This window comes from Balneola sp. EhC07, from assembly GCF_001650905.1.
Taxonomy (GTDB): Bacteria; Bacteroidota; Rhodothermia; order Balneolales; family Balneolaceae; genus Balneola.
Map to the genome: position 1 here is coordinate 1 of NZ_LXYG01000003.1, position 24,892 is coordinate 24,892.

Here is a 24,892-nt window from a genome sequence, read left to right on the forward strand (position 1 = left end):
TTGGTGCGTTGAAAGGTCTCTTTTGCCATGTCTTTGTCTTGTTTTTATTAAATTTCTTTATGATTGACTTTCGATAATTTCCTGAGCAATCTTTTCAGGAACAGCAGTGTACTCTTCGAATTCCATTGAGTAAACCGCACGACCTTGAGTCAAAGATCTAACGTCAGTTGAGTATCCGAACATTTCTGAAAGAGGTACATTTGCTTTCACAACAGAACCGTCATTTCGGTTGTCCATACTCTGAATGATACCGCGACGACTGTTAAGGTCACCGATAACATCACCCATATATTCTTCCGGAGTAGTTACTTCTACTTTCATAACCGGCTCAAGTAGTTGAGGCTTTGCTTTTTTAGCTGAATTTCTAAATCCTAACTTAGCTGCAAGCTCAAAACTCAATTGATCAGAATCCACATCGTGATAAGAACCGTCAAAAAGTCTTACACCAATGTTTTGTACAGCGTAGTTAGCTTGAATACCATTTTCTAACGCTGCTTTGAATCCTTTTTGAACTGAAGGGATAAATTCTCTAGGAATATTACCACCTACAATCTCATTGATGAACATAAATCCATCTTCTTCTGAAATACGATCTTTTTTACCATCGTAATCAGCAAAATACTCAATTGGAGCAATTTCAAACTGAATATCAGCAAATTTACCACGTCCACCAGATTGCTTTTTGTAAAGCTCTCTGTGCTCAACTGCTTTAGAGATTGTTTCCCTGTAAGATACCTGAGGAGCACCAACGTTTGCCTCAACTTTGAATTCACGCTTAAGACGATCAACAATGATCTCTAAGTGTAACTCACCCATTCCGGCGATAGTAGTCTGACCAGTTTCATCGTCAGTTCTAACCTGAAATGTTGGATCTTCTTCTGCAAGTTTTTGAAGTCCTGCAGAAAGCTTTTCACTGTCAGCTTTAGTTTTTGGCTCAACAGCAAGCTTGATCACCGGCTCAGGGAATGTAATCTGCTCCAGGATAACCGGATCATCAAGATCACAAAGTGTATCACCGGTATAAACTTCTTTTACACCAACTACAGCAACAATATCACCAGCCTGAGCTACTTCAATATCTTTCTTAGAGTTTGCGTGCATTTCAAGCAGACGCCCAACTCTTTCTTTTTTACCTGTTGAAGAGTTCAATACATATGATCCTTTTTCCAACGTACCTGAGTACACTCTGGCAAAAGTTAACTTACCAACATAAGGATCGGTCATGATTTTGAATGCAAGTGCAGAAAAAGGAGCGTTTACATCTGCTTCTCTGATCACTTCATCTTCAGTATGAGGCTTAACACCTTTTACAGCCTGAACATCTAGCGGAGATGGCATGAATGAAATAACTCTATCCAACATTGCCTGCACACCTTTATTCTTCAGTGCAGTTCCACACATTACAGGAGTAATATCTTTTGCAATAGTTGCCTTTCTGATAGCTGCAAGAATTTCATCTTCTGAAATCTCTTCTTCCATCAAATACTTTTCCATCAACGACTCATCATGATCAGCAATAGCTTCGATCAACTGAACTCTGTAATCTGCAGCTTTTGTTGCAAGATCTTCAGGAATATCAACTTCGTCGTACTTAGCACCCAAAGAAGCATCATCCCAAACAATTCCTCTCATGTTGATCAAATCAACAACACCCTTGAAGTTCTCTTCAGAACCAATAGGAATTTGAATTGGAATCGGGTTAGCATTTAATTTCTCATCTAGTTGGCCAACTACATTATAGAAGTCAGCTCCGGTACGGTCCATTTTGTTAACAAATGCCATACAAGGAACTTTGTATTTGTTAGCCTGACGCCATACAGTCTCAGATTGAGGCTGAACAGCACCTACAGAACAAAGCACAAAAACCGCTCCATCAAGAACACGTAATGAACGCTCTACTTCTACAGTAAAGTCAACGTGACCAGGAGTGTCAATAATATTAATACGGTGATCTTTCCAGATACAGTGAGTTGCAGCAGAAGTAATGGTAATACCACGCTCTTGCTCTTGCTCCATCCAATCCATAGTTGCTGCACCATCGTGCACCTCACCAATACGGTGGCTACGGCCGGTATAAAAAAGAATACGCTCTGTAACAGTGGTCTTTCCGGCATCGATATGAGCCATAATACCAATGTTACGCGTTCTGCGCATCTTGTCGATAACTTTTGGGTCTTGTTGTTTTACTTCTGCCATGATAATCTTGAAATACTATTAAAATCTAAAGTGAGCGAATGCTTTGTTTGCTTCAGCCATACGGTGAACTTCGTCTTTCTTACGAACTGCTCCACCTTCATTGTTTGAAGCATCCATCAATTCACGAGATAACCTCAATGACATTGACTTATCGTTTCTGGAACGAGCAGATCTAATCAACCATCTCATTCCTAATGCAGTACCACGCTCCTGACGAACCTCCATAGGAACCTGATACGTCGCTCCACCAACTCTGCGAGATTTAACTTCCACAACCGGAGTTGCATTCTGCATTGCTGATTTAAAAATGTCTATACCGGTTTCGCCGGTTTTCTCTTCAATAATTTCAAATGCCTGATAAACAATTTTTCGAGCAACGTTCTTTTTACCGTCTCTCATCAAGTTGTTTACAAAACGTGTAATTAGCTTATCCTCAAAAATTGGATCCGGCTGTACATCTCGTTTTTCTGCTGTCTTTCTACGCATCGTCGGTCAATCTAAAATTCTGGTTTTACCCTCTTGGGCGTTTAGTTCCGTACAAACTACGGCTTTGAGTTCTTCCATCTACACCTGCAGTATCAAGTGTACCACGGATTATATGGTAACGTACACCAGGTAAATCCTTCACACGTCCACCACGGATAAGCACAATACTATGCTCCTGCAGATTGTGACCTTCACCCGGAATGTATGCTGAAACTTCAATTCCATTAGTTAAGCGAACACGAGCTACTTTACGAAGAGCTGAGTTCGGCTTTTTAGGGGTAGTTGTATAAACACGAGTACAAACGCCACGCTTTTGAGGGCATCCCTGCATTGCAGGAGCAGTTGTCTTACGAGTCTTGCTTTTTCTACCTTTTCGAATAAGTTGTTGTATAGTTGGCACGGTTCAAATTGTTTGGTTATTGCCATCAAATCTAGAGCTTGCAAATATATAGCTTTTTTCTGTACTTCTAAAAATAATTCTAAACATTATTTCTTAAATATTTCAGAACACCTCGTGAAACATCAAATTAAAGGATATTCTTTTCTATTTTGATTCAATAATTTATCAACTGATACATAGCATTATATCAATTTATTATTTACAGGTTTGAATTTTTTTGCTAGTTATCTGTATTCAAATACTCCTGAGGAGGGAGCCCATACATTTTTTTAAAGGCTCGGGAAAAGTATGAAAGGTTTGTGAACCCAACGGCATAAGATGCTTCTGAAATATTGAGGCCCTCATCCTTTATAAGTTTTAATGCCTCTTCAAATCTAAACCTATTAATAATTTGATTTATAGTTTCATCATTTTCGTTCTTCCACTTCCTATACAACGATGCGCTACTCATTGATAGAGCTTCAGCTATCAGGTCTATATTAAGATCCGGATTACCAAGATGTCTTTTAATAATATCAGTTGTTCTGGTAGTAAAAGTATTCTTAACAGTTTGTTCTAATTTTTCCCCGCTTGCTTTGAGCATTCTTTCTCTTCTCAACAAAACTTTGATCTGGGCTAACAAAAGCTTGTTTTGAACGGGTTTGGTTAGGTAAATGTCCGCCCCCATATTCAGTCCCTTTTGCACATCGTAATCACTATCTTTTGCTGAAAGAAAAATAAAAGGGATATGTTTATATGAATCTATCCCTCTTATTGCGTTCATCATTTCAAATCCATCCATCTCAGGCATCATAATATCAGACAGAATGATATCAGGATGAAAATCTTCTAAGGCTTCTAGTCCTAATTTACCATTTGAGGCAACCTTCACATTGTAATGTCTAGAAATCAGAGACTGGAGGTAAATTCTGAAGTCCTCATTATCTTCTACAAGCAGCACTTTCGGAGCAGTTTCAGAAATGCTTTTACTCTCTATTAATTCATCATTAATATTTACATCAATAAATGCAGGTTCCTTTTTGTCGATGTTTTTATATGACTCACTTACGATTTGGTGATTTTCTGAAATGTGCTCTTTGCCTTTCTTTACAATAACATCAAAAGTAGTACCCTCATTTTTTACTGAATGAACAAATATTTCACCTCCCATTTTTTCTATCATCCCTTTCACAATTGCCAAACCAATTCCTGTTCCTCCTGATTTTTCTATTGATGAATCCCCCTGATAATATGGATCAAAAATAAATGGTAAATCCGCTTTTGCGATTCCCGATCCGGAATCCTCAAATATAACTTTAACAAAGTCATCTTCATTATTTATACAAACAAATACATTTCCTCCATCAGGAGTGAATTTTAGTGCATTACCCAACAGGTTAGTACAAATATGCTCCCATGCGCTTACATCCAGAAACACAAAGTTTGATTGATTGGTAGATTCTATTGAAAACTTGATCCCCTGTTTCTCAAAAGCGTATTCAAACTGTGCGGAAATACGCTTTGTCATTTCTACAATATCTACTTCTTGAAAGGTTAAATTTATTTCTCCTGAACTAAGCTTTGATACATCTAGTAACTGGTTTACTAAACTTTTAAGACGATTTGCACTCCGCATCATTAAAGAAAGTGGAGCTTTATTTCCGTTAGTTTGAATTGAATTGTTCTCCAGCATTTCTTCTAAAGGACTTAGAATTAAAGAAAGTGGAGTTCTTAGTTCGTGAGTAAAATTTGTGAAAAATTGAGACTTTGATTCATCCAACTTCTTGATTATTTGAAGAGCCTCTACCGTTTTCTCTTTTTCTTCCAATAATTCTTTTGTTCTGTCATTTACAAGCTCTTCTAATTTCATTTCTCGAAATTTGGACTGCTTTAACAAAGCTTTATAACCGAGGTAAAACACTCCGCCCAAAAAACATAGTGAAAGAACCAAAAACCAACCTGTTTCATAAAAATAGGGGGCCACATTTATCAGCATTGAAGCTTCAGAGTACTCATCAGAGCTTTTCAATTTACCTCTAATCGACAGTTTATTCTCACCCGATGGGATATTCGTAAACACAGCTATCCTTTCATAGCTGGCATTTTCCCATACTTCATTGACACCCTCCATCTTATATTGAAGTTCCAGATTTTTAGTGCCGCTAAATGTGGGTAAAGTAAACTTCACCTGAATATTTCGAACATCTCTTGAGAAATTAATTTCCGATAAATTCCATAGGGTTTTAACAGAATCTGAAAAAGAAACAGTTTCAAACATAGGCATGGCCAGCTCTTTTTTATTTTTTTCAACATGCCATTCGGGTCGTGTATAGACCAATCCTGATTGATTCGAGAAGATCAGTTTATTGTCTTTGGTTAAAAGACCTGCATTTTGTACTCCACCATTTCCTTCAATATTATTTAAACCATCTTCCTCTGTAAAACTTTCTACAGTTAAATTATTTATTTCACCATCTAAATATTTATTTAAGTTTCTTTGGCTTATTCTCATTATTCCACTATTTGAGTTTATCCAGAAATAGCCGGACTTATCATCAATTAGTTTGTGCAAAGAGTTATCGATTAAGCCATCGCTTGCCAACACATATTCAATCTTTTTTATATCCCTGTATTGGTAGTGAACTATTCTGTTCAGGCCTCTGTCTTCGCTAACAACCCATGCTGTGTCATTGCTTGATTCATAAAAGTCACGGATAAGATTACTGCTCAACCCCTGTTCTTTGTTTATATATCTGAACAATGTATCCGTGCCTAAGATAACCAAGCCAAAGCCTGCTGTAGAAATTGCAAGTTCACCGGATTTAAGTTCTTTAATACTTCGAATCCCTTCTAAACGCTCTCCTGAATTGTCTTCAAATGGAACATAACTTGTACCATCAAATTTATATAAATATTTAGCAGTACCTACCCATTCTCTTTGTTTAGAATCTTTAGCTATTACATCAATTAAATTACGATCGTTTTCAAAAGCCGTGTTTTTTTTCCATTTCTGACCCTGATACTCCCAAAGATCAAAATTGCCTGCCATAACGGTTTCATTTTCATCCACAAATACTGATCTAAAAAAAGTATAAGCAAGTTCGCTATTTGATCGGTTCCAATTTGTAAACCCTTCATCGGAAATCTTAAATATGTTGTTTTCAAAACTTGTTGCCCAAATATTATTCCCATCCTCATGCAACCCATATGTATTGAATAATCCCGGTATTTCATCTTCTCCAATAGTGATGATCTTTTTTTGAGTGATGTGATAAATACCGTCGCCATTTGTAGCAGTCCAAATTCCACCTTCCTTATCGATTGTTAAATAGACTATTCCACGTTGAGTATTCAGTACTTTTTTCCCACTAACATAAATACTGTTCTGAAATCGTATAACTGATTCAGAACGCTCTACCTGTTTCCAATCAATATTTTCAACATGTTCACTTAATGTTGATTCACTATCAATTTCTTTGAAATAGCCGTTTTCTCTGTTAAAACTCAGATATTTTTCTTTTGTATCAACTAAAAGCTCCTTATCGCTTACTTCAATGAAATCCCAAAGTATAACTGAGTTTTCTTGTTCATATATATAGAGTTTCTGATTGTTATTACTATCTACTTTTAATAATTGATTGTGATATCCTAAAAGCCATCTAACTCCATCTTTTGTCATTTTCATTTTGAATACATCCTCAACCGGAATTAACAATGACTCAGCATCCATTACTTTTGTTACTTTCTTATCACGTACATAAAACCATCCATTCTCTGTAAGAAAGTCTAATCTGCCCCCATCAACTGAAAAGCTATTTTTTATTTCTGCTTGAGTATTTTCATCGTTGAACTGTACGAATTCAATTCCTTCTTTCTGCAGGTAGAGTCCTTTACTTGTTGTAATGATGACGCTTCCATCCGCTGTAACATCCAATTTCAAAACTTCTATATCTTTAAAAGCCTCTTTTTTTTGGAGCCATACAACCTCACCATATTTTAACATGTAGAGATTACCATTTACATCAGTAAACCATAACTCATCATTTCCCCCACTCTCTAGCCATAAAATTCGATTACTCTGCATTGTTGGATCGGAGTTCGTATCAAAAACTACAAAACGATCTCCATCAAATCGGACAAGCCCGTCATTCGTTGCTACATAAATAAACCCATCTGTCTGATGAGTAATCTGATTCGCGGAATTGATAGGTAGCCCATCCTTTATAGAATAATTCCGAATTTGATATTGGCTTGAAATATCATCCCAATTAAATGGAACAGGCGTTGGCTGAAAGGCAAGAACCTGCACTGAAGAAAACAGTAAAAAAAACAAACCAACGCCTTTTGACACTCGCATACAGCAATTTTGATAGAATAAGTAAAATAATTGAGAGGATAGTATAAGATAAATCCAGTTTCAATTTTCTATCATTTGGAAAAATTAATACTTCGGCTACATAATTAAAGGTTAGTATTTGTTGATGGTTTATTATTAAGGGGTACAGAACCTTTTTAAATAGATTAATTAAAGCTCCATCAGATTGCAGCTGTCCATATTTATTTAAGAAGTTCAATTCGATGCTATCCCTATTGATACAACTAATAACATTTCTTAGATAAAAATATGCCGGGGTTTACTGATAAAACTAAGACGGATATTGGTGATGAAAAACAATTCAAGAATTACCCGGCATACAAAACTTCTATTAACATTTTTACTGACTTTCTTAGTATCTAACTATGGATACTCTCAAACAGCAATTGCGCCATCAGGAAGCGGAACTTCAGGTTCTCCATACCAAATTTCTTCCTTAGAAAATCTCTATTGGATTTCCCAAAACACTTCTAGCTGGAATTCATACTTCGAGCAAACCGCAGATATTGACGCATCATCAACAGCCAACTGGGACGATGGCAATGGCGGGGATGCCGAAGGTTTCTCACCCATTGGTATAAGTTTTTCCGATGATTTTGGGGGAACTTACGATGGCGCCGGATACACTATTTCTGGCTTAACCATAAACCGAACTGTGGGCGATGCCATCGGTCTTTTTGGAATAGCTTACAGAGCCAATGTCTCAAATCTTACCTTACAAAATGTAGATATTTCCTGCACCGCAAGTACGTATTGCGGAGCGCTTGTGGGACTTACAGGTTCAAGTTCCGAATACTCGAACATTTCAGTATCGGGCTCAGTAACAGGAAACAGCAATTTGGGTGGTATTATTGGTTGGATTTCCCAATCCCAAATAAGTCATAGCCACTTTAATGGAAGTGTAACTGGTGTGCGCACCCTTGGTGGATTGGTGGGCAATGTGAGTTCGTCTACCGTAACCAATAGCTCGGCATTGGGATCGGTTACGGGCAACACCACAGGTTCATCAAGCAGTATTGGGGGTTTGGTTGGTATGAACGACCAAAGCGGAGTTATAAATCTTTCGTTTGCGGATGTTGATATTCCCGTTGCATATTCATCAGTAGGTGGGCTTGTGGGTACCAACAATCAATCGTCATCCATAAGCAACAGTTATGCTTTGGGTACGGTGAATGGCACGGTGAATATTGGTGGGCTAGTGGGTACCAACAATAGTTCTTCAAGTATAACCGATAGCTACTCTACCGGTGCTGCGAGCGGCTCTTTTAATTTTGCGGGATTGCTCGGTAGCAACAGCGGTGGAACCATTACAGGTAGTTTTTGGAATACCGAAACCAGTGGGCTCTCGACAGGAATTGCCAGCGACAACAACTCGCAAAGTGCCACGGGATTAACCAGTGATGAAATGCTGGATGAATCCTCGTTTACGGGGCTTGATTTCTCCTCCACTTGGAATATCTATGAAGAATTAAGTTATCCGTTTATACAATCGAATGTACCAGACACACTTCCCGGGGGAGCAGTTCGACCGCTCGGCTCTGGAACCGAAGCCGAACCGTTTCAAATAAGCAATCTAAGTCAACTTCGTTTAGTTAGTGCAGATACTTCCTATTGGAACGAGCATCTCATCCAAACTGCAGATATTGATGCTTCGGAAACATTAAACTGGAATTCTGGCAGTGGTTTTTCGCCCATCGGAAGTAGTTCACATCCATTTACAGGATCATATAATGGTCAAGAGCACAGTATTTCTAATCTTTACATTATTGCTCCCCGTTCAGGGCGAGGATTTATCGGCCATGCTGATGGGGCTTTGGTCAAAAACATATCCCTGTCGAATGTCAACATTACTTCAAGTTTTTGGTCGGGAGGTCTTATTGCTTTTGGGAATAACATTTCCGTTGATAACGTATTTGTATCAGGGCAATTAACTGGAAAATCATACGCGGGAGGTCTTGTGGGGTGGATTCAGGGGCTGGTTCATATTTCAAATAGCTCAACCAATGTAAGTGTATCATCTTCCTCTTCTAACGTAGGAGGTCTCATTGGCCAATCAGGAAGCATATCGGAAGGCTCTTATATCTCAAATAGTTATGCTAGTGGCAATGTAACTGGCATTGACTATGTAGGAGGGTTGATAGGAAGTTCGCGTATCGAAATAACAAAAAGCTATGCAACGGGCGATGTTTCCGGAACAAACTATATTGGAGGATTAGCTGGATTTTCAAGAGCTTTGGCATCTGAAAATTATGCTTTGGGAAATGTAAGTGGAACAGAGTATGTAGGGGGTCTTATTGGCCATGCTGATACATCTCCTATAAATAATAATTATGCTGCTGGCGAAGTTAGTGGTATAACAAAGGTTGGAGGGCTAATTGGCCGCGTTTGGGTCGGAGCTTCTGGCAACTATTCTACAGGACTTGTAACGGGCACTAATGAGGTTGGAGGGCTATTTGGGTATACTACTCGAGCAACTCAGGATAATTTTTGGGATGTAGAAAATAGTGGCCAGACCGATGCTGTCGGTGCAGTCAACGGAAACGTTCATGTAGCAACAGGATTAACTACCTCGCAAATGTATCAAAAAAGTAGTTTTTCGGGCTTTGATTTTGATTCTACGTGGGCGGCTCACTCAAACTTTACAAAACCTTACTTGCAATCTAATCATAAAGATACGGTGGATGGTTATTTTGTAGATGATCTTAAAATGGATGGCAATGGAACCGAAGCCGATCCCTTTCAAATAAAAAACCTCATTCAACTTCGCCTCATAAGTGCTGATACTTCATTTTGGAACGAACACCTAATACAAACAGCAAATATAAATGCATCAGAAACTTCTTCGTGGAATTCAGGCAGCGGCTTTGTTCCTTTAGGCACAGCGTTCAACGAATTTACAGGGGCTTATAATGGTCAAAACTATACCATAACCGGACTTTATATTTCTAGGGGCTCAGGGACTGGATTTTTTGGACGTACAAATGGCGCTAATATTTCAAATGTGATACTTGACCAGGTGGATATAACAGGTTCCAGTCAAGTTGGTGGATTGATCGGACAAGGTAAAAAAACAGTAATTTCGAATGCTCATGTTTCAGGAAGTATAACGGGTACGATATTAATTGGAGGACTAGTTGGCGATTTAGTGACCGAGGTTTCCGTTTCAAATAGTTCTTCAAGCGCTACAGTAACCAGTACTTCTTTATCGAATCAAAGTTCTCTAGCTGGCGGTCTAATCGGACGAGCGAGTGACTTGAGCGATTCTACGCTCTATTTTATTTCTACTAGCCATGCAACGGGTAATGTAACAGGCGAAAACTTTGTTGGTGGATTAGTGGGCGAACTAGAACTTCCAGTAAAAAACAGTTATGCAACAGGTAATGTTTCAGGAGGAGATTGGACTGGAGGGCTTGCAGGACGATCTTCACAAGACTCTATTCTGATAAGCTACGCTACTGGAGATGTTTCTGGTAATAACTATGTGGGCGGGCTTATTGGGCATGCGAATAGCACCGTTTTTGATGCTTATGCAACCGGCAATGTTGATGGAAATGAATATGTAGGTGGACTTATCGGAAGAAATGGATTGGGCTTCATCATCAATACTTACTCCGGTGGAGCAGTAACCGGCAACCTTAATGTGGGCGGAATTGCTGGTTACTCTACTCGCCCTATTACTAGCGCTTATTGGGATATTGAGAATAGCGGGCAAACTGTTGGGGTTGATAATTCTGGCAGTTCAAACGTAATAGGATTGACTTCCTCCAGCATGAAGCAGAAAAATAATTTTTCGAGCTTTGATTTTGATTCTACGTGGGCGATTCACAATAACTTCACCAAGCCGTATCTGCAATCAAATCATACAGATTCTGTGGACGGATATGATCTAGATTTTTTCACTTTGAACGGGGCTGGAACCGAAGCCGACCCATACCAAATTGCAACCTTGCCAAACCTTTCATGGCTTAGCGAAACCGATAGCGTTTGGGATAAGTACTTTGTGCAAACAGCAAATATTGATGCTTCCCCAACCATAACTTGGGATGATAGCGCTGGATTTTCGCCCATTGGTTCTTGGCCACATTTTAGGGGTTCTTACGATGGAGATAATCATACGATTTCAGGACTTTATATAAATCGTCCATCCAACGAAGTCGGTCTATTTGTAAATGCTGGAACAGGAAGTATCATTCAAAATTTGGGTGTAACAGACATTGATTTCACAGGAGAACATGTAGCAGGTATGGCAAGAAATAATAGAGGGACGATTTCCAACAGCTACTCTACGGGAAGTATTACTGCTTCCAGTACAGCAGGGGGGTTTGTGGGGCAAAACATAGTAGAGATTACAAATAGTTATTCAACCGTAACTGTAAACAGCAGTGGTAGCGCTGGCGGATTTGTTAGATATAATTTTCCAAGCGGTTCTATTTCAGGCAGCCACTACTCGGGAGAAGTAACCGGAGCTACTTATGCGGGTGGATTTGCGGCAGAAAATGCAGGCACCATAACAACAAGCTATGCCATGGGTACCGTACAAGCAGGAACATATGGGGGTGGCTTTGTTGGGTATAGCAGTGGTTCCATTGATGATAGTTACTCGACAGCGGATATTTCCGGAACAGAAAGGGTTGGGGGTTTTATTGGGCGAAATCATGATGGAACTATTTCTAGAGGGTATGCCACAGGAGTTGTATTTGGCACTACCACAGTTGGGGGGCTTATAGGGCTTAACGAAGGCGGAACCGTAGCGGAAGCGTATTGGGACTCAACCGCAAGTGGGCAATTACTCGCTTTTGGAAGTGACGACAATTCCCAAATGGCAACAGGTTTATCTACCTCTCAAAGTAAAACGAAAGTAAATTATTCAGGATTTGATTTTAGCTCTGTATGGACAATTCATAGCAATTTTACAAGACCATACTTGCAATCTAACCATAAAGATTCTGTGGACGGGTTTGACTTAGATTTCTTTACCGTGAATGGAATCGGAACCGAAGCAGATCCCTACCAAATCGCAAACTTAGCCAACCTTTCGTGGATAAGTGATAACGAAACCGAATGGAGTAAGCACTTTCAACTAACGGACAATATTGATGCAAGCCCAAGCCAAACTTGGAACGATAGCCTTGGCTTTTCACCCATTGGGAATTCATCCACAAAATTTACCGGAAGTCTTGATGGTCAGAATCACTACATAAACGGGCTTACCATTAACCAGCCAAGCTCTAATTTTTTGGGCTTGTTCGGCTATTTTTCGGATGCCACCATTGCTAACTTACATTTAGAGGATATCGACTATAAAGCCTCTAGTTATGTGGGCGGTTTGGTAGGTTTTAATGCGGGCTCAACCATCACCAATACTACCATAAGCGGTAGTTTAGTGGCAAAAGATCGAGTAGGTGGGCTTATAGGCTGGACCCAAACGGCGCATTCCGGGCCAGAACTTAGCGTGGTAAATAGTTCATCGTCCGTAGATGTAACGGGCGCACTTTATACGGGTGGTTTAATCGGATATAATGGCGGGCCAGCTACCATTTCCAATGCTTATGCAACAGGAACTATTGTTGGCACCCGCAATGTAGGTGGACTGATTGGGTATAATTCGGAAGCGACCATTAGCGGAAGTTATTCTACGGGAGATATCACGGCAGATGGACAAGTTGGGGGCTTGGTTAGCTTTAACCGAAGCAATAGTACCATCATTAATTCTTTTTCGACCAGTGATATTACGGCGGGCTATATTGTGGGAGGCTTGGTTGCGTACAATGTGCTTAGTTCCACCATCGAAAACAGCTACGCCTCTGGTGCAATTAATGCCACTTCTACCGTTGGGGGATTGGTAGCCAGTTTGGAATCGAATGCCTCCATCATAAACAGCTACTGGAATACCGAAACCACCAACCGAGCAAACGCCACAGGGAATAGCTTTAGCCCCGGCGTAGTTTCGGTAAAAGGATTTTCAACCGAGGAACTTAAAAACGATTCGAGCTACACAAATTGGGATTTTGCTGATACTTGGGTGCGTCCAAACGGTTCGGTATTACCAACTTTACAGTGGAGCGATTATAGATTAGGAGGTCCGGAAATTAAAGGTTCTCAAGGTTGGAGGATGTTTGGTGCTCCGTTTGCTAATTCTACTTTTGCAACTATTACAGATTCATTATGGACGCAAGGAATTGAAGGAGCGTCAACATCAAAAGGAAGGTCTAATATATACACATGGAATGAATCCAGTCAATCTTGGGGCATTCCGGACTCAATTAATGCTTCTGCTTCTTCAGGAAAAGGATTTATGATGTACGTTTTTGAAGATGACAGCTATGGCACGCCCGGTACTCAGGGAGGTTTTCCTAAGTCAATTATAAGCGAAGGAAATGGTGTTACATTGCCTCAAACTATTCCGTTAAGCTATACAGAAGGAGCCATTTCAAATCTAAACGGAATAAATCTTATATCTAATCCGAGCTTCTCTACCCTAAATTGGGAAGAAATAACCAAAACAAACACAACCGGTATCTATTACGTTTGGGATGGCGCCAACGGCCATTATGATGCATATCAGACAGGTGTAGGCGGTACAAATTCTGCAACCAAATATATTGCGCCTTTTCAGGGTTTCTATGTAAAAGCGACAGCAGTTTCAGCTGAGCTAAATATAGATTCTACGGCAATTGCTTCTACAGATACTGTCGCATATAAAGTTAACGCCAAGAATGAAATATTTTCTTTGTTATTACATCTCGAAAATAAAAATGGTTTATCTGATGAACTTCGTTTGGTTGTAAGAGAAGAGGCTCATATTGAATATGATGAATTTGATGCCCCTGAATTCGGTTCTTTTGCTGAAAGCTTTTTAAATATTTCAAGTCAATTAGATTCTATCAATCTTGTTATTGACTCAAGACCTTATGCTGAAATTCTTTCTTTTGATCTTGCTCTTGAAGCTCAAAATACTTCCGGACAAACATCACTTTCCATTGCTGAAAACAAGCTTCCGGAAAATTGGACCATTGAACTTGTAAATACAGTAACGGAAGAACGATTCGACCTAACACAAGAAGAAGTGTCACTTTCTATATCAGAAACAAATGCGAAGCCTTCTTCTGAACCAAAAAAATTGAGAACTAAATCTTCCACTGTTAAACCAATATGGAAAGTAGTTATAAATACTACCGGAATTGCCACAAATACAGAAGACGAAGTAGGGTTACCGGATAAATTTTCGTTAAGTCAAAATTATCCGAATCCATTCAACCCTTCTACAACAATTAATTATGATCTACCAAAAGCTAGTGTAGTAAAACTAACTGTTTTTGACATCCTGGGTAGAAAAGTAGCAACGCTGGCTAATGAAAGAAAGGAAGCCGGTTATCACCAAGTTGTTTTCGATGCTAGAGCATTAGCCTCTGGAGTGTACTTATATCGCTTAGAAGCAGGAAACAACATATTTATCAAAAAATTAACTCTCATTAAATAAAAAACATTAGACTCAAGACATAAGAAGTGAGACTTCCTTTAAATCTTATGTCTTTCATCTTAAATATATATCCACCATGAAAACTCTACTCTTTACCTTACTAACTCTAACAATCATCTTAATATTAACAACTGTTATCAATGCACAACTACCTGGACTTCCCGGTGATGATCCGGCACAAGCTCCAATTGATGGTGGGCTTGGTTTACTTGCTGCAGCTGGTGGAGCGTATGCATATAAAAAACTGCGTTTTGACAAAACACAGGAATAAAATTAGCTGACTCGTATTTACTAACCGAGGACTAGAGTGAAGGGTATTGGAGTAAAACCTCCATAACCATCATTTCTGTCCACTTATTAAATACCAGTCCCTGAATAGGGCTGGTATTTTTTTTGCATCAATGCTCACACTTAAATCTACTTGTAATCTGCTCGCTTATCAGATATTTTGACTAAAAATTCTGTCTGTCAATTGTCTATTTCTAAACTATCCGGATTAAGTACCAAAAGACTCGACGCTCTCGCCTCGGAAGGCGTGCGAACCGAACGTGATCTGCTTAATTTTTTTCCCCGACGTTATTTGGACAGAAGTAATGTCCAAAAGATAAATCACCTGATGGGCTCGGGTGAAGAAGTTACTGTAGTTGGTAAAGTAGTGAATCTTCAGGAAGTCGGTTTTAAGAGAAGTAAAAGATTGGAAGTCGCTATAAATGATGGAACCGGAATTGTGAAAGGTGTTTGGTTTCGAGGAGCTTCTTATTTCAAAAAGATATTTAAGGAAGGTGATCTGGTAGCTTTTTTCGGTCCGGCTAAACGATACGGTAAGTCCATTACAATCGCTCACCCTGAAGTTGACAAACTTTCTGAAGAGGGCGATGTCAGCAATTTCTCCAAGATCGTACCTATATATCCCAGCAATAAAGAGTTCAGTAAAACCCGTCTTACCAATAAAATTGTAGCAGGTTGGATTGAGACACTTCTTAATCAGATTACTATTAATGAATTTTTACCGCAGAATCTGGTAAAGGAAATGAAATTTCCCTCCAGAGCTGAAGCTTACAGAATGATCCACTTTCCGGAAGATCATTCCGAGCACAAAAGAGCTTTAAACCGATTTAAGTTTGAAGAACTCTTTCTTTTTGAAATGAGTATGGAAAAAATTCATCACACCGTAGAAGAACGAAAATCAGGTCATGTTTTCTCGGAAACCGGAAACTATACATCAAAGTACTTTAATGAACTTCTCCCCTTTCAGCTAACTGAAGGACAAATTTCTTCTCTTGCTGATATTAAGAAAGATGTCCGCTCCGGAAAGCAAATGAACAGACTTATTCAGGGCGATGTTGGAGCCGGAAAAACAATAGTAGCTATCGGAGCATTGCTTATGGCATTGGATAATGGATTTCAAGCCGCATTTCTGGCTCCCACTGAAATTCTTGCTGAACAGCATTACAGAACTTTAGCTGATCATTTGAAAGGACTGGATATTAATGTTCGGCTTTTAGTGGGGGGACAGAAATCAAAACTACGAATGGATGTACTCACTGATCTGGAGGGCGGAGGATGCCAGATTGTTGTTGGAACCCACGCTATCATTCAGGAAGATGTAAGATTTCATAAGCTCGGTCTTGCCGTTATTGACGAACAGCATCGTTTTGGAGTGAAGCAAAGGGCCGAACTTCTGAATAAAGGATCTCATCCTCATATATTGGTAATGAGTGCTACTCCTATCCCCCGCTCTTTGGCGATGACGGTTTATGCTGATCTGGATATTTCCATCATCAAAGGATTACCTGCCGGAAGAAAGCCAATCAAAACCGCTATCCGCGGTAACAAAAAAAGAGAAGGGGTCTGGGATTTTGTTCGAACCGAAGTTAATGATGGCGGTCAGGTTTATGTGATCTATCCATTGGTAGAAGAATCTGAAGCTTTAGATCTTAAAGATGCTACCGCGGGATATGAAAAACTCAAATCTCAATTTCCGGATTTTAAATTGGGACTTTTGCATGGCAGGATGAAAAGCGATGAAAAAGATGCAATCATGAAAGCGTTCATTGCTAATGAAATTCAAATTCTCGTTTCTACAACTGTAATTGAAGTGGGTGTAGATGTACCAAATGCTTCAGTGATGATCATCGAACATGCTGAACGGTTCGGATTATCACAACTTCACCAGCTTAGAGGGAGAATTGGTCGTGGCGAGCGACAAAGTTATTGCATTCTTATGCCTGACGTTAAAGTGAGCAAAGCCGGAGCATTTCGTCTTAAAACTATGGAAGAAACGAACGACGGATTTAAGATTGCCGAAGCTGATCTAAAGCTTCGTGGACCAGGAGACTTCCTCGGCACTAAACAAAGCGGACTTCCTGATTTCAAAGTAGCTGATATTGTGGAAGACCAATTCATTTTAGCTCAGGCTAAGGAGAAAGCTAAAGAATTGATCCAAAAAGATGCTGATCTGAAACTTCCGGAAAACCAATCTTTAAAAAAGATCTTCGAACCTTATCACAAAGAAAAAGCTGAGTTTTATGGGATGGGGTGAGGATATTCAACACCCAACAAAGATATAGTTAGTTTTCTTTTGGGTTGTTGCTCATTTATTCCTGAGAAGATAATCCGTAAAAATACCTCGATCCGTTTTCAACTTACTTTATCGAACAAATATCAGATCATATCTCTACAAATAATCTACATTCAGTAAATGTTTAATTCTTTTCTTGAGATTGTTCGTTCAATTAATAAATTTTAATGTTATAATTAACATCAATATTCTTTCACGCAAATAATCTAAAGAATGACGAAATAGTGGAATTCCGGGAAACTAAAGAGAAATCAGCTCAGCACTGTGGGATGTGTGGCACCAAGAATGGCCAAGAGCGTCCTGTTGGTAAAATTATTGTTCAACTAAAGCCTACTATTTATAAAGGTAAACAAGATCATTTATGTCAAACTTGTTTCGTGTTGAACAATAGTGAAATAAACCGCAAAGAAGGTCATTTAGCTGAAAAAAAGCAATTGAAATGGTATCAAAGGCTTTTGAAGATTGGATTTATAACCAAAAAATCTAATGAATGACAATTCATTAGATTTTTATTCATTAAGTTAAAGCCTTCTTAAACTCCCGCTTTCTTCTTCTCTTCTCTCTTACGCTCGTTGTGATCTAAATACTTTTTACGAATTCTTAAGCTTTCCGGTGTTACTTCAAGTAATTCATCGTTGGCAATAAATTCTATACACTCTTCCAAGCTCATCTTTTTAGCTTGTGATATTTTGACTGAGTCTGCTGTTTGTGTAGCACGGTGGTTCGTTAAATTCTTTTTCTTTACCACGTTTACCACCATATCATCGGTACGGTTATTCAAACCTATAACCATTCCCATATAAGCTTTATCTCCCGGCTCAACAAAAAAGTTACCTCTGTCCTGAATTCCTTCAAGAGCATATCCTGTCACATCACCTTTTTCAAGAGCAATCAAAGCTCCGCGATTTCTTCCCGGAATCTCACCAGCATATGGCTCATAAGCATCAAATTGCTGATGCATAATACCAGTACCTCGGGTTTCAGTTAACATCTCACCACGAAAACCAATTAAACCTCGGGATGGAACTCTGAATTCTATTCGGTTATTCTCACCCTCCTGGCTCATCCCCTGCATAATACCTTTACGTTGCTGGAGGTTATCAATTACTCTGTTGCTGTAATCAGTATGAACATCCACAACTACTTCTTCAACCGGTTCATGAGTAACTCCATCAATTTCCTGCATCAATACTTCCGGCCTTGAAACTGAGAATTCAAACCCTTCTCTTCTCATTGTCTCAATAAGAATTGCCATTTGTAGCTCTCCACGACCGGAAACTTTGAACACATCAGGACTATCAGTTGCTTCCACTCTCATTGCAACATTGGTACGCACTTCTCTTTCAAGGCGATCTTTAATTTGATTTGAAGTCACATATTTTCCTTCAAGCCCTGCAAAAGGAGAGTTGTTTACTCTGAAATACATTGCAATAGTTGGCTTATCTAAATCAACATACTCGAGTGGAGTAGGATCAGATGCCGCAGTTAATGTGTCACCGATATTAACTGAATCATAACCTGCTAAAGCAACAATATCTCCTGCATATGCTTCTTCAACCGGCTCTCTGTTCAGCCCATTAAAAGTAAATAATTTTGTAGCGCGACCTTTCATCTTTTGGTCACCTTTTCCACTTACAAGAGCAACTTCCTGATTAAGTTTTATAGTTCCTTGCTCTACTCTTCCTACCGCTATTCGGCCTACATAATCATTCCAATCAATACTACTTACCAGCATTTTGAACGTTTCATCAACAGGCTGCGCCGGAGAAGGAACATGCTCAACAATGGTATCCATTAACGGAGCCAAACTGTCGCTTTCTTCTTCCAATTCCAATTTAGCTATTCCATCTCTTGCTACTGCATAGAGAACCGGAAAGTCCAACTGTTCATTGTTGGCATCCAGCATCACAAAAAGATCAAAGATCTCATCTAAAACCGCATCAGGACGTGCATCTTTTCTATCGATCTTGTTGATCAATACGATTGGCTTGTAACCAAGGCTTAATGATTTTCTAAGTACAAACTTTGTTTGTGGAAGCGGGCCTTCAGCGGCATCTACTAAAAGAATAACTCCATTTACCATTTTCAGAATTCGTTCAACTTCTCCACCAAAATCTGCGTGACCCGGAGTGTCCACAATATTGATCTTAGTTCCTTTCCAATTAACCGCTGTATTTTTAGAGCTGATTGTAATCCCACGTTCTTTTTCAAGATCTCCTGAATCCATTACCCGATCTTCGACTTCCTGATTCTCTCTGAACGTTCCACTCTGTTTTAAAATTTGATCTACCAGTGTGGTCTTGCCATGATCTACGTGAGCGATGATGGCGATATTTCTTAAATCTTGTGACATTATTCTTATTGAAATGAAATTTGCACTACCCGATTCCTACATGCGAAGAATTCCTTAAAAGTAGCAAGCCTTAAATATACAGCTATTTTGAACAAATAATGATTATGAAATATTTATTTATTTTTGTTCACAAATAAATTGTTAGAAATACTATTTACCCCTTCCACCTAGCTCATTCAAAGAGTTTGAATTATTTAATTTTCGGAATTAGATGAATAATTCCATCACAATATACATACATAATGCTTAATGATGGTTAATTACAACATTAAATTTTATAAATTGCCTATCTACTATTCTCACTTATTTTGAGTTTTAAAAATATTTTCCTAAATAAAATGCAATTTTGATGGAAAAAACATACATTAATATCATATAATTATATTAATGATGGATATATACAACAAAGAATGGCAAATTTTAAGCGACGCTGCTATTATAGAGTCTCTTGGCTCGTTCATTAAACATCATCGTTTAGAACAAAATATTACTCAATCAGATCTGGCTCAAAAAGCGAATATCAATCGATCCACATTAAGTGAGTTTGAAAGAGGCACCCGGGTAAACATGATCACGTTCATCCAGTTGCTTAGAGCTTTGGATCTTCTTCATACTCTGGAAGCCTTTACGGTACAAAAACAGATAAGCCCTTTGGAGCTTGCAAAGAAAAGTGACGGCCGAAGGCAACGAGCATCAAGATCTTCAGATCAAGTTGAGGAACCCGGAGTAGATTGGTAATGATTACGACTGCTTATATAAATATTTGGGGCAAAAGAATCGGAGCTATTGCTTGGGATCAAAACACCAGACTTGGTTCTTTCGAATATGAGCCTTCTTTTCTTTCTGAAAATATAGACCTGTCTCCAATCAAATTGCCGATTAAGAATGCAAAGAAAAGAATTTTTAGTTTTCCGGAAGTAAGAGACAATGAAACCTTTAAAGGACTACCCGGTTTATTGGCTGACATCCTACCTGATCATTATGGAAATGCATTGATCAATACCTGGCTGACTACCCGAGGCAGACCAACTGATAGTCTAAATCCTGTTGAGACACTTTGCTTTATCGGCAAAAGAGGTATGGGCGCTCTGGAAATAGAACCTGCTCAGGGAGGATCCGGCAGTGTTTCTAAAAACCTTGAGATCAATTCTCTAATTGAAGTTGCTGAAAAGATTCTGAGCAAAAGAAAAAATTTCAATCTTTCTACTAATCGAGAAGAACAACGTGCGTTTTATGACATTCTTAAAATAGGAACATCTGCCGGTGGAGCAAGAGCTAAAGCGGTAATTGCTTTCAATGAGGATACGGAAGAGATTCGAAGCGGACAGTATTTTGCTCCTGAAGGCTTCGAACATTGGCTGATCAAGTTTGACGGAGTGATGGATAAACAGTTTGGAGCATCCAACGGATATGGTCGTGTTGAAATGGCTTATTATGAAATGGCTAAAGATGCCGGGATTGAAATGATGGAATCCCGTTTGCTTGAAGAAAATGACCGAGCTCACTTCATGACCAAGCGTTTTGACAGAACTACGAATGGAGACAAAGTTCATGTTCAAACATTCTGTGCACTTCGCCATTTCGATTTCAATAATGTACTTCAATACAGTTATGAGCAACTATTTGAGACAATGAGAATGCTTCGTCTGTCCTACTCTCAGGCAGAGCAAATGTACAGGCGCATGGCATTCAATGTAATGAGCAGAAATTGTGACGACCACACCAAGAACTTTGCTTTTATGATGGAGAAAGACAGAGAATGGAAGCTGGCACCGGCTTATGATATTTGTCATGCTTATCGTCCGGGAAGTCAGTGGGTAAGTCAGCATTCATTAAGTATAAATGGAAAACGTTCTGATATTACCAGACAAGACCTTCTGGATGTAGCCTATCAAATGAATGTGAAAAAAGCACCGAAAATTCTGGATGAGATCAACAATATTGTTTCTGAATGGAATAGTTATGCTGAAAAGTTCTCCGTTCATTCTGATTTAAAAAAAGCGATAAATAAAACTTTAGTCCTGATTTAGAAAACTATGACTCCAGACATCAAAATGTTACCTCCCAAAAAACTGATCGGCATGAGTATTGATACTTCAATAGCAGATTATGGAGCTCCGGGACTTTGGCAAAGATTTATGCCTCAGGTAAAGTCTATCGAAAACAAAGTTGGCAGAGAGAAATACTCAATTCAGATTTATGATAACCTGTTCAGCTATTCTGATTTTCATCCCAAACTGATTTTTAAATACTGGGCTGCAACTGAAGTAAAAAGCTTTGAATCTGTCCCGAAAGAAATGGAAACACTGGAATTGCCGGGTGGAAAATATGCTGTGTTTATTCACAAAGGTACTATGGCTGACTTTCAGAAGACTTTGAATTTTATTCATCTGAAATGGCTTCCTGATTCAGAATTTGAATTGGATCACCGGCCTCATTTTGAAGTACTTGATGACAGATATCTTGGCCCTCAAAACCCGGAATCGCTGGAAGAAGTTTGGGTGCCAATAAAATAATCAACTGTTTTCGCTTTCTAATTCTGCGTTTTCTGAGGTGTTAATTCCTCCTTCTATTTCTTCAGAGTATACAGCTGTAAACTGAGCTCCGAACAAAACGATCATAGAAGAATAAAATATCCAGGTAAGAAGGATCACTAAAGACCCTGCTGCGCCATATACGTTGCCGAATGAGCTGACTCCCAGATAGAAGCCTATCATATATTTCCCAATCCCAAACAGAACTGTAGTGATAAGTGCACCCATCCATACATTCTTCCATTTTACTTCAGCATCGGGAATAATTTTGAATAAACAGGCAAATACTGATGTTGTTACGATCACAGAAAAGCTAAAGCTAATTGTGTTAGCTATATAGAATTCTGATTCAGAGAAAATTTCTATCACTTTTGAGTCAAAGAAATTCAATGAAGCTTCTATCACCAATGAAACCAGAAGCAAAAATCCAACACTTACAGCCATTGCTAAAGAAAGTAATCTGTTCTTTAATACTCTGTAAAGGTTGCTATCCGGTTTAGCTACAATTCCCCACACTTTATTGATCCCATCCTGTAATGACACGAAAACCGTAGTAGCACTTACTATCAATGTTATAAAACCAATTATTCGATTTATCACTGAGTCGCTTGCTTCGTTCACATTTCTAAGGATCTTGTCGATCGCCTCTGCGCTCTGTTGACCAAAAAAATTATTAAACTGCTCAAGGAGGCTATCTCTCACAACTTGATCTTCATATACAGAACCCGCAATATATATAGTGATGATAAGAATTGCGGGCAATGAAAAGATAAGATAGAATGCTATTGAGGAGCTGTAATTCATAGCATCCTGAACACCATATTCCGATAACGTCTTCTTGAATATTTTCCAGTACTTCATCACTTAATATACAAATCAAGCACTTGAATCATTCAAAATTTACTATAATTAAATCTTATCTACAGCCAGTTTATACTTCGGGTCTTCCAGTACATTCACATCAATAATAGCTTCTGCATTTTCAAGTAGTGCAATGCAATCTTTGCTCAAATGCTGAAGGTGCACCTTCTTTCCGACTTTAGAGTAACGTTCTGTGATCTTGTTCAAAGCTTCTATCGCTGACATGTCCACAACCCTGCTTTCAGCAAAGTCTATGATAATTTCTTCCGGATCATTCAGCACATCAAATTTTTCATTAAATACTGATACAGAACCAAAGAATAGAGGTCCATATATCTCGTAATGTTTGATTCCGTCTTCGTCAACATGTTTTCTGGCACGAATCCTCTTTGCGTTATCCCAGGCAAATACTAGTGCCGCAATAATCACCCCAACAATTACAGCCAGAGCTAAATTATGAAGGAATACAGTAACTAATGTTACTAACACCATTACAAAAATATCAGAATTTGGCATTCTGTTTATCGTACTGAAACTAGCCCATTCAAAGGTTCCTATCGAAACCATGATCATTAAACCGGTTAGTGCTGCCATCGGTAACTTTTCGATCAAACCTGATCCAAACATAATGAATACCAAAAGCATCACCGCAGCTACAATTCCTGATAAACGAGCTCTTGCTCCTGCCGAAGTGTTTATCAAACTTTGACCGATCATTGCGCAACCACCCATCCCTGAAAAGAAGCCTGACAGAATATTTGCTGCGCCCTGAGCTACAGCTTCTTTGTTTCCATGCCCCCTGGTTTCTGTAATCTCATCTACAATATTCAGCGTTAACAAACTTTCGATCAATCCAACACCTGCCATAATTAACGCATAAGGAAAAATCAGTTTTAGAGTTTCCAGAGTAAAAGGGATTGCAGGAATATGAAATGGAGGAAAACCACCTTTAATGGAAGCGATATCGCCCACTGTTCTTGTATCGATATTAAAAGTTACTACTACCGCAAAAATTACCAAGATTGCAATTAAAGAAGCCGGTAGGGCTTTACTTAATTTGGGCAATCCCCAAATGATCAGCATAGTTAGAGCAACCAAGCCAAGTAGCATATATAACGAATCTCCGGTCATCCATTCACCGGTTGGAGTCTTAAACTGAGCTAATTGAGACATAAATATGATCACAGCTAATCCATTTACAAAACCAAAGATCACAGGATGTGGAACCAGCCTCATTAATTTACCGAGCTTTAACATTCCTGCAGTTACCTGAATTAACCCTGCCAGAACTACTGTTGCAAAAATATATTCTACTCCATGCGATTGAGCTAAAGTAACCAACACAACTGCAACAGCACCTGTTGCACCGGAGATCATTCCCGGACGTCCACCAAAGATCGATGTCACAAGCCCCATCACAAACGCAGCATACAAACCGGTAAGTGGAGACAGTCCTGCTATTAAAGCAAATGCCACGGCTTCCGGAACCAATGCCAGTGACACCGTTACACCTGATAGAATTTCTGTTTTATAATTTACCGGCTCCGAGAAATCGAACCGATAGAGGTTAAGTAGTCTTTTCATTCCTGATGTTAATAGGCGAGTAATTCCACAACTTTATTTTAGTATTCTGCCGGAATTCTCGTT

14 protein-coding genes are annotated in these 24,892 nt (G+C 39.0%); 7 read left to right on the forward strand and 7 right to left on the reverse strand.

The window, feature by feature from the left end; genetic code table 11:
• Nucleotides 1-57 precede the first annotated feature (57 nt).
• The 4 genes from fusA to A8B79_RS02445 form a co-directional block, all read right to left on the reverse strand.
• Nucleotides 58-2,196: an elongation factor G gene (gene fusA / locus A8B79_RS02430; protein ID WP_066217567.1), complete on the reverse strand. Its 2,139-nt coding sequence runs from the start codon at nucleotides 2,194-2,196 to the stop codon at nucleotides 58-60.
• Between the two features lie 18 nt (nucleotides 2,197-2,214).
• Nucleotides 2,215-2,682 carry a 30S ribosomal protein S7 gene (rpsG, locus tag A8B79_RS02435; protein WP_066217569.1) on the reverse strand — a complete coding sequence of 156 codons (468 nt, stop codon included), beginning with the start codon at nucleotides 2,680-2,682 and terminating at the stop codon, nucleotides 2,215-2,217.
• Nucleotides 2,683-2,707: 25 nt separating this feature from the next.
• The gene (gene rpsL / locus A8B79_RS02440) at nucleotides 2,708-3,082 is read right to left on the reverse strand and encodes a 30S ribosomal protein S12 (protein ID WP_066217572.1); all 375 of its coding nucleotides are present in this window, start codon (nucleotides 3,080-3,082) and stop codon (nucleotides 2,708-2,710) included.
• A 220-nt stretch (nucleotides 3,083-3,302) separates the two neighbouring features.
• A complete protein-coding gene (locus tag A8B79_RS02445; protein WP_066217574.1) occupies nucleotides 3,303-7,418 on the reverse strand; it encodes a hybrid sensor histidine kinase/response regulator transcription factor in 4,116 nt (1,371 codons plus the stop codon).
• 307 nt (nucleotides 7,419-7,725) lie between these two features.
• Here A8B79_RS02445 and A8B79_RS02450 point away from each other — a divergent pair, with 307 nt between their 5' ends.
• The 4 genes from A8B79_RS02450 (at nucleotide 7,726) to A8B79_RS02465 (ending at nucleotide 17,991) form a co-directional block, all read left to right on the forward strand.
• Nucleotides 7,726-14,916 (forward strand): GLUG motif-containing protein, encoded by a 7,191-nt coding sequence (locus A8B79_RS02450; protein ID WP_066217578.1) that lies wholly within the window; start codon nucleotides 7,726-7,728, stop codon nucleotides 14,914-14,916.
• Nucleotides 14,917-14,992: 76 nt separating this feature from the next.
• Nucleotides 14,993-15,187 carry a PID-CTERM protein-sorting domain-containing protein gene (locus tag A8B79_RS02455; RefSeq protein WP_066217584.1) on the forward strand — a complete coding sequence of 65 codons (195 nt, stop codon included), beginning with the start codon at nucleotides 14,993-14,995 and terminating at the stop codon, nucleotides 15,185-15,187.
• 177 nt (nucleotides 15,188-15,364) lie between these two features.
• Nucleotides 15,365-17,458 (forward strand): ATP-dependent DNA helicase RecG, encoded by a 2,094-nt coding sequence (gene recG / locus A8B79_RS02460; protein WP_268872929.1) that lies wholly within the window; start codon nucleotides 15,365-15,367, stop codon nucleotides 17,456-17,458.
• A 263-nt stretch (nucleotides 17,459-17,721) separates the two neighbouring features.
• A complete protein-coding gene (locus tag A8B79_RS02465) occupies nucleotides 17,722-17,991 on the forward strand; it encodes a hypothetical protein (RefSeq protein WP_066217590.1) in 270 nt (89 codons plus the stop codon).
• A gap of 38 nt (nucleotides 17,992-18,029) precedes the next feature.
• Here A8B79_RS02465 and typA read toward each other — a convergent pair whose 3' ends face one another.
• Nucleotides 18,030-19,850, reverse strand: coding sequence for a translational GTPase TypA (gene typA, locus A8B79_RS02470; protein ID WP_066217592.1), 1,821 nt, complete (start codon nucleotides 19,848-19,850; stop codon nucleotides 18,030-18,032).
• A gap of 387 nt (nucleotides 19,851-20,237) precedes the next feature.
• On the opposite strand from typA, the gene A8B79_RS02475 reads away from it, so the two are divergent.
• Genes A8B79_RS02475 through A8B79_RS02485 form a run of 3 tightly spaced genes read left to right on the forward strand, consistent with a single transcriptional unit; the run spans nucleotide 20,238 to nucleotide 22,366 of the window.
• Nucleotides 20,238-20,588 (forward strand): helix-turn-helix domain-containing protein, encoded by a 351-nt coding sequence (locus tag A8B79_RS02475; protein WP_066217595.1) that lies wholly within the window; start codon nucleotides 20,238-20,240, stop codon nucleotides 20,586-20,588.
• A complete protein-coding gene (locus A8B79_RS02480) occupies nucleotides 20,588-21,880 on the forward strand; it encodes a type II toxin-antitoxin system HipA family toxin (protein ID WP_066217602.1) in 1,293 nt (430 codons plus the stop codon). The genes A8B79_RS02475 and A8B79_RS02480 overlap by 1 nt, the downstream gene beginning before the upstream one ends.
• A 6-nt stretch (nucleotides 21,881-21,886) precedes the next feature.
• Nucleotides 21,887-22,366, forward strand: a complete 480-nt coding sequence (locus tag A8B79_RS02485; protein WP_066217605.1) for a GyrI-like domain-containing protein — start codon at nucleotides 21,887-21,889, stop codon at nucleotides 22,364-22,366.
• Here A8B79_RS02485 and A8B79_RS02490 read toward each other — a convergent pair whose 3' ends face one another.
• On the reverse strand, nucleotides 22,367-23,245 hold the full coding sequence (locus tag A8B79_RS02490; protein WP_066217607.1) for a YihY/virulence factor BrkB family protein: 879 nt from the start codon (nucleotides 23,243-23,245) through the stop codon (nucleotides 22,367-22,369).
• 48 nt (nucleotides 23,246-23,293) lie between these two features.
• Nucleotides 23,294-24,829 (reverse strand): SulP family inorganic anion transporter, encoded by a 1,536-nt coding sequence (locus A8B79_RS02495; RefSeq protein ID WP_066217610.1) that lies wholly within the window; start codon nucleotides 24,827-24,829, stop codon nucleotides 23,294-23,296.
• Nucleotides 24,830-24,892 lie beyond the last annotated feature (63 nt).

What these genes read in the sequence shown, in the direction of transcription:
- A8B79_RS02450 (WP_066217578.1), top strand. Translation starts at nt 7,726, where the DNA reads ATGAAAAACAATTCAAGAATTACCCGGCATACAAAACTTCTATTAACA.
- A8B79_RS02485 (WP_066217605.1), top strand. Translation starts at nt 21,887, where the DNA reads ATGACTCCAGACATCAAAATGTTACCTCCCAAAAAACTGATCGGCATG.
- typA (WP_066217592.1), bottom strand. Translation starts at nt 19,850, where the DNA reads ATGTCACAAGATTTAAGAAATATCGCCATCATCGCTCACGTAGATCAT.
- A8B79_RS02455 (WP_066217584.1), top strand. Translation starts at nt 14,993, where the DNA reads ATGAAAACTCTACTCTTTACCTTACTAACTCTAACAATCATCTTAATA.
- A8B79_RS02495 (WP_066217610.1), bottom strand. Translation starts at nt 24,829, where the DNA reads ATGAAAAGACTACTTAACCTCTATCGGTTCGATTTCTCGGAGCCGGTA.
- A8B79_RS02480 (WP_066217602.1), top strand. Translation starts at nt 20,588, where the DNA reads ATGATTACGACTGCTTATATAAATATTTGGGGCAAAAGAATCGGAGCT.
- A8B79_RS02445 (WP_066217574.1), bottom strand. Translation starts at nt 7,418, where the DNA reads ATGCGAGTGTCAAAAGGCGTTGGTTTGTTTTTTTTACTGTTTTCTTCA.
- rpsG (WP_066217569.1), bottom strand. Translation starts at nt 2,682, where the DNA reads ATGCGTAGAAAGACAGCAGAAAAACGAGATGTACAGCCGGATCCAATT.
- A8B79_RS02475 (WP_066217595.1), top strand. Translation starts at nt 20,238, where the DNA reads ATGATGGATATATACAACAAAGAATGGCAAATTTTAAGCGACGCTGCT.
- fusA (WP_066217567.1), bottom strand. Translation starts at nt 2,196, where the DNA reads ATGGCAGAAGTAAAACAACAAGACCCAAAAGTTATCGACAAGATGCGC.
- A8B79_RS02490 (WP_066217607.1), bottom strand. Translation starts at nt 23,245, where the DNA reads ATGAAGTACTGGAAAATATTCAAGAAGACGTTATCGGAATATGGTGTT.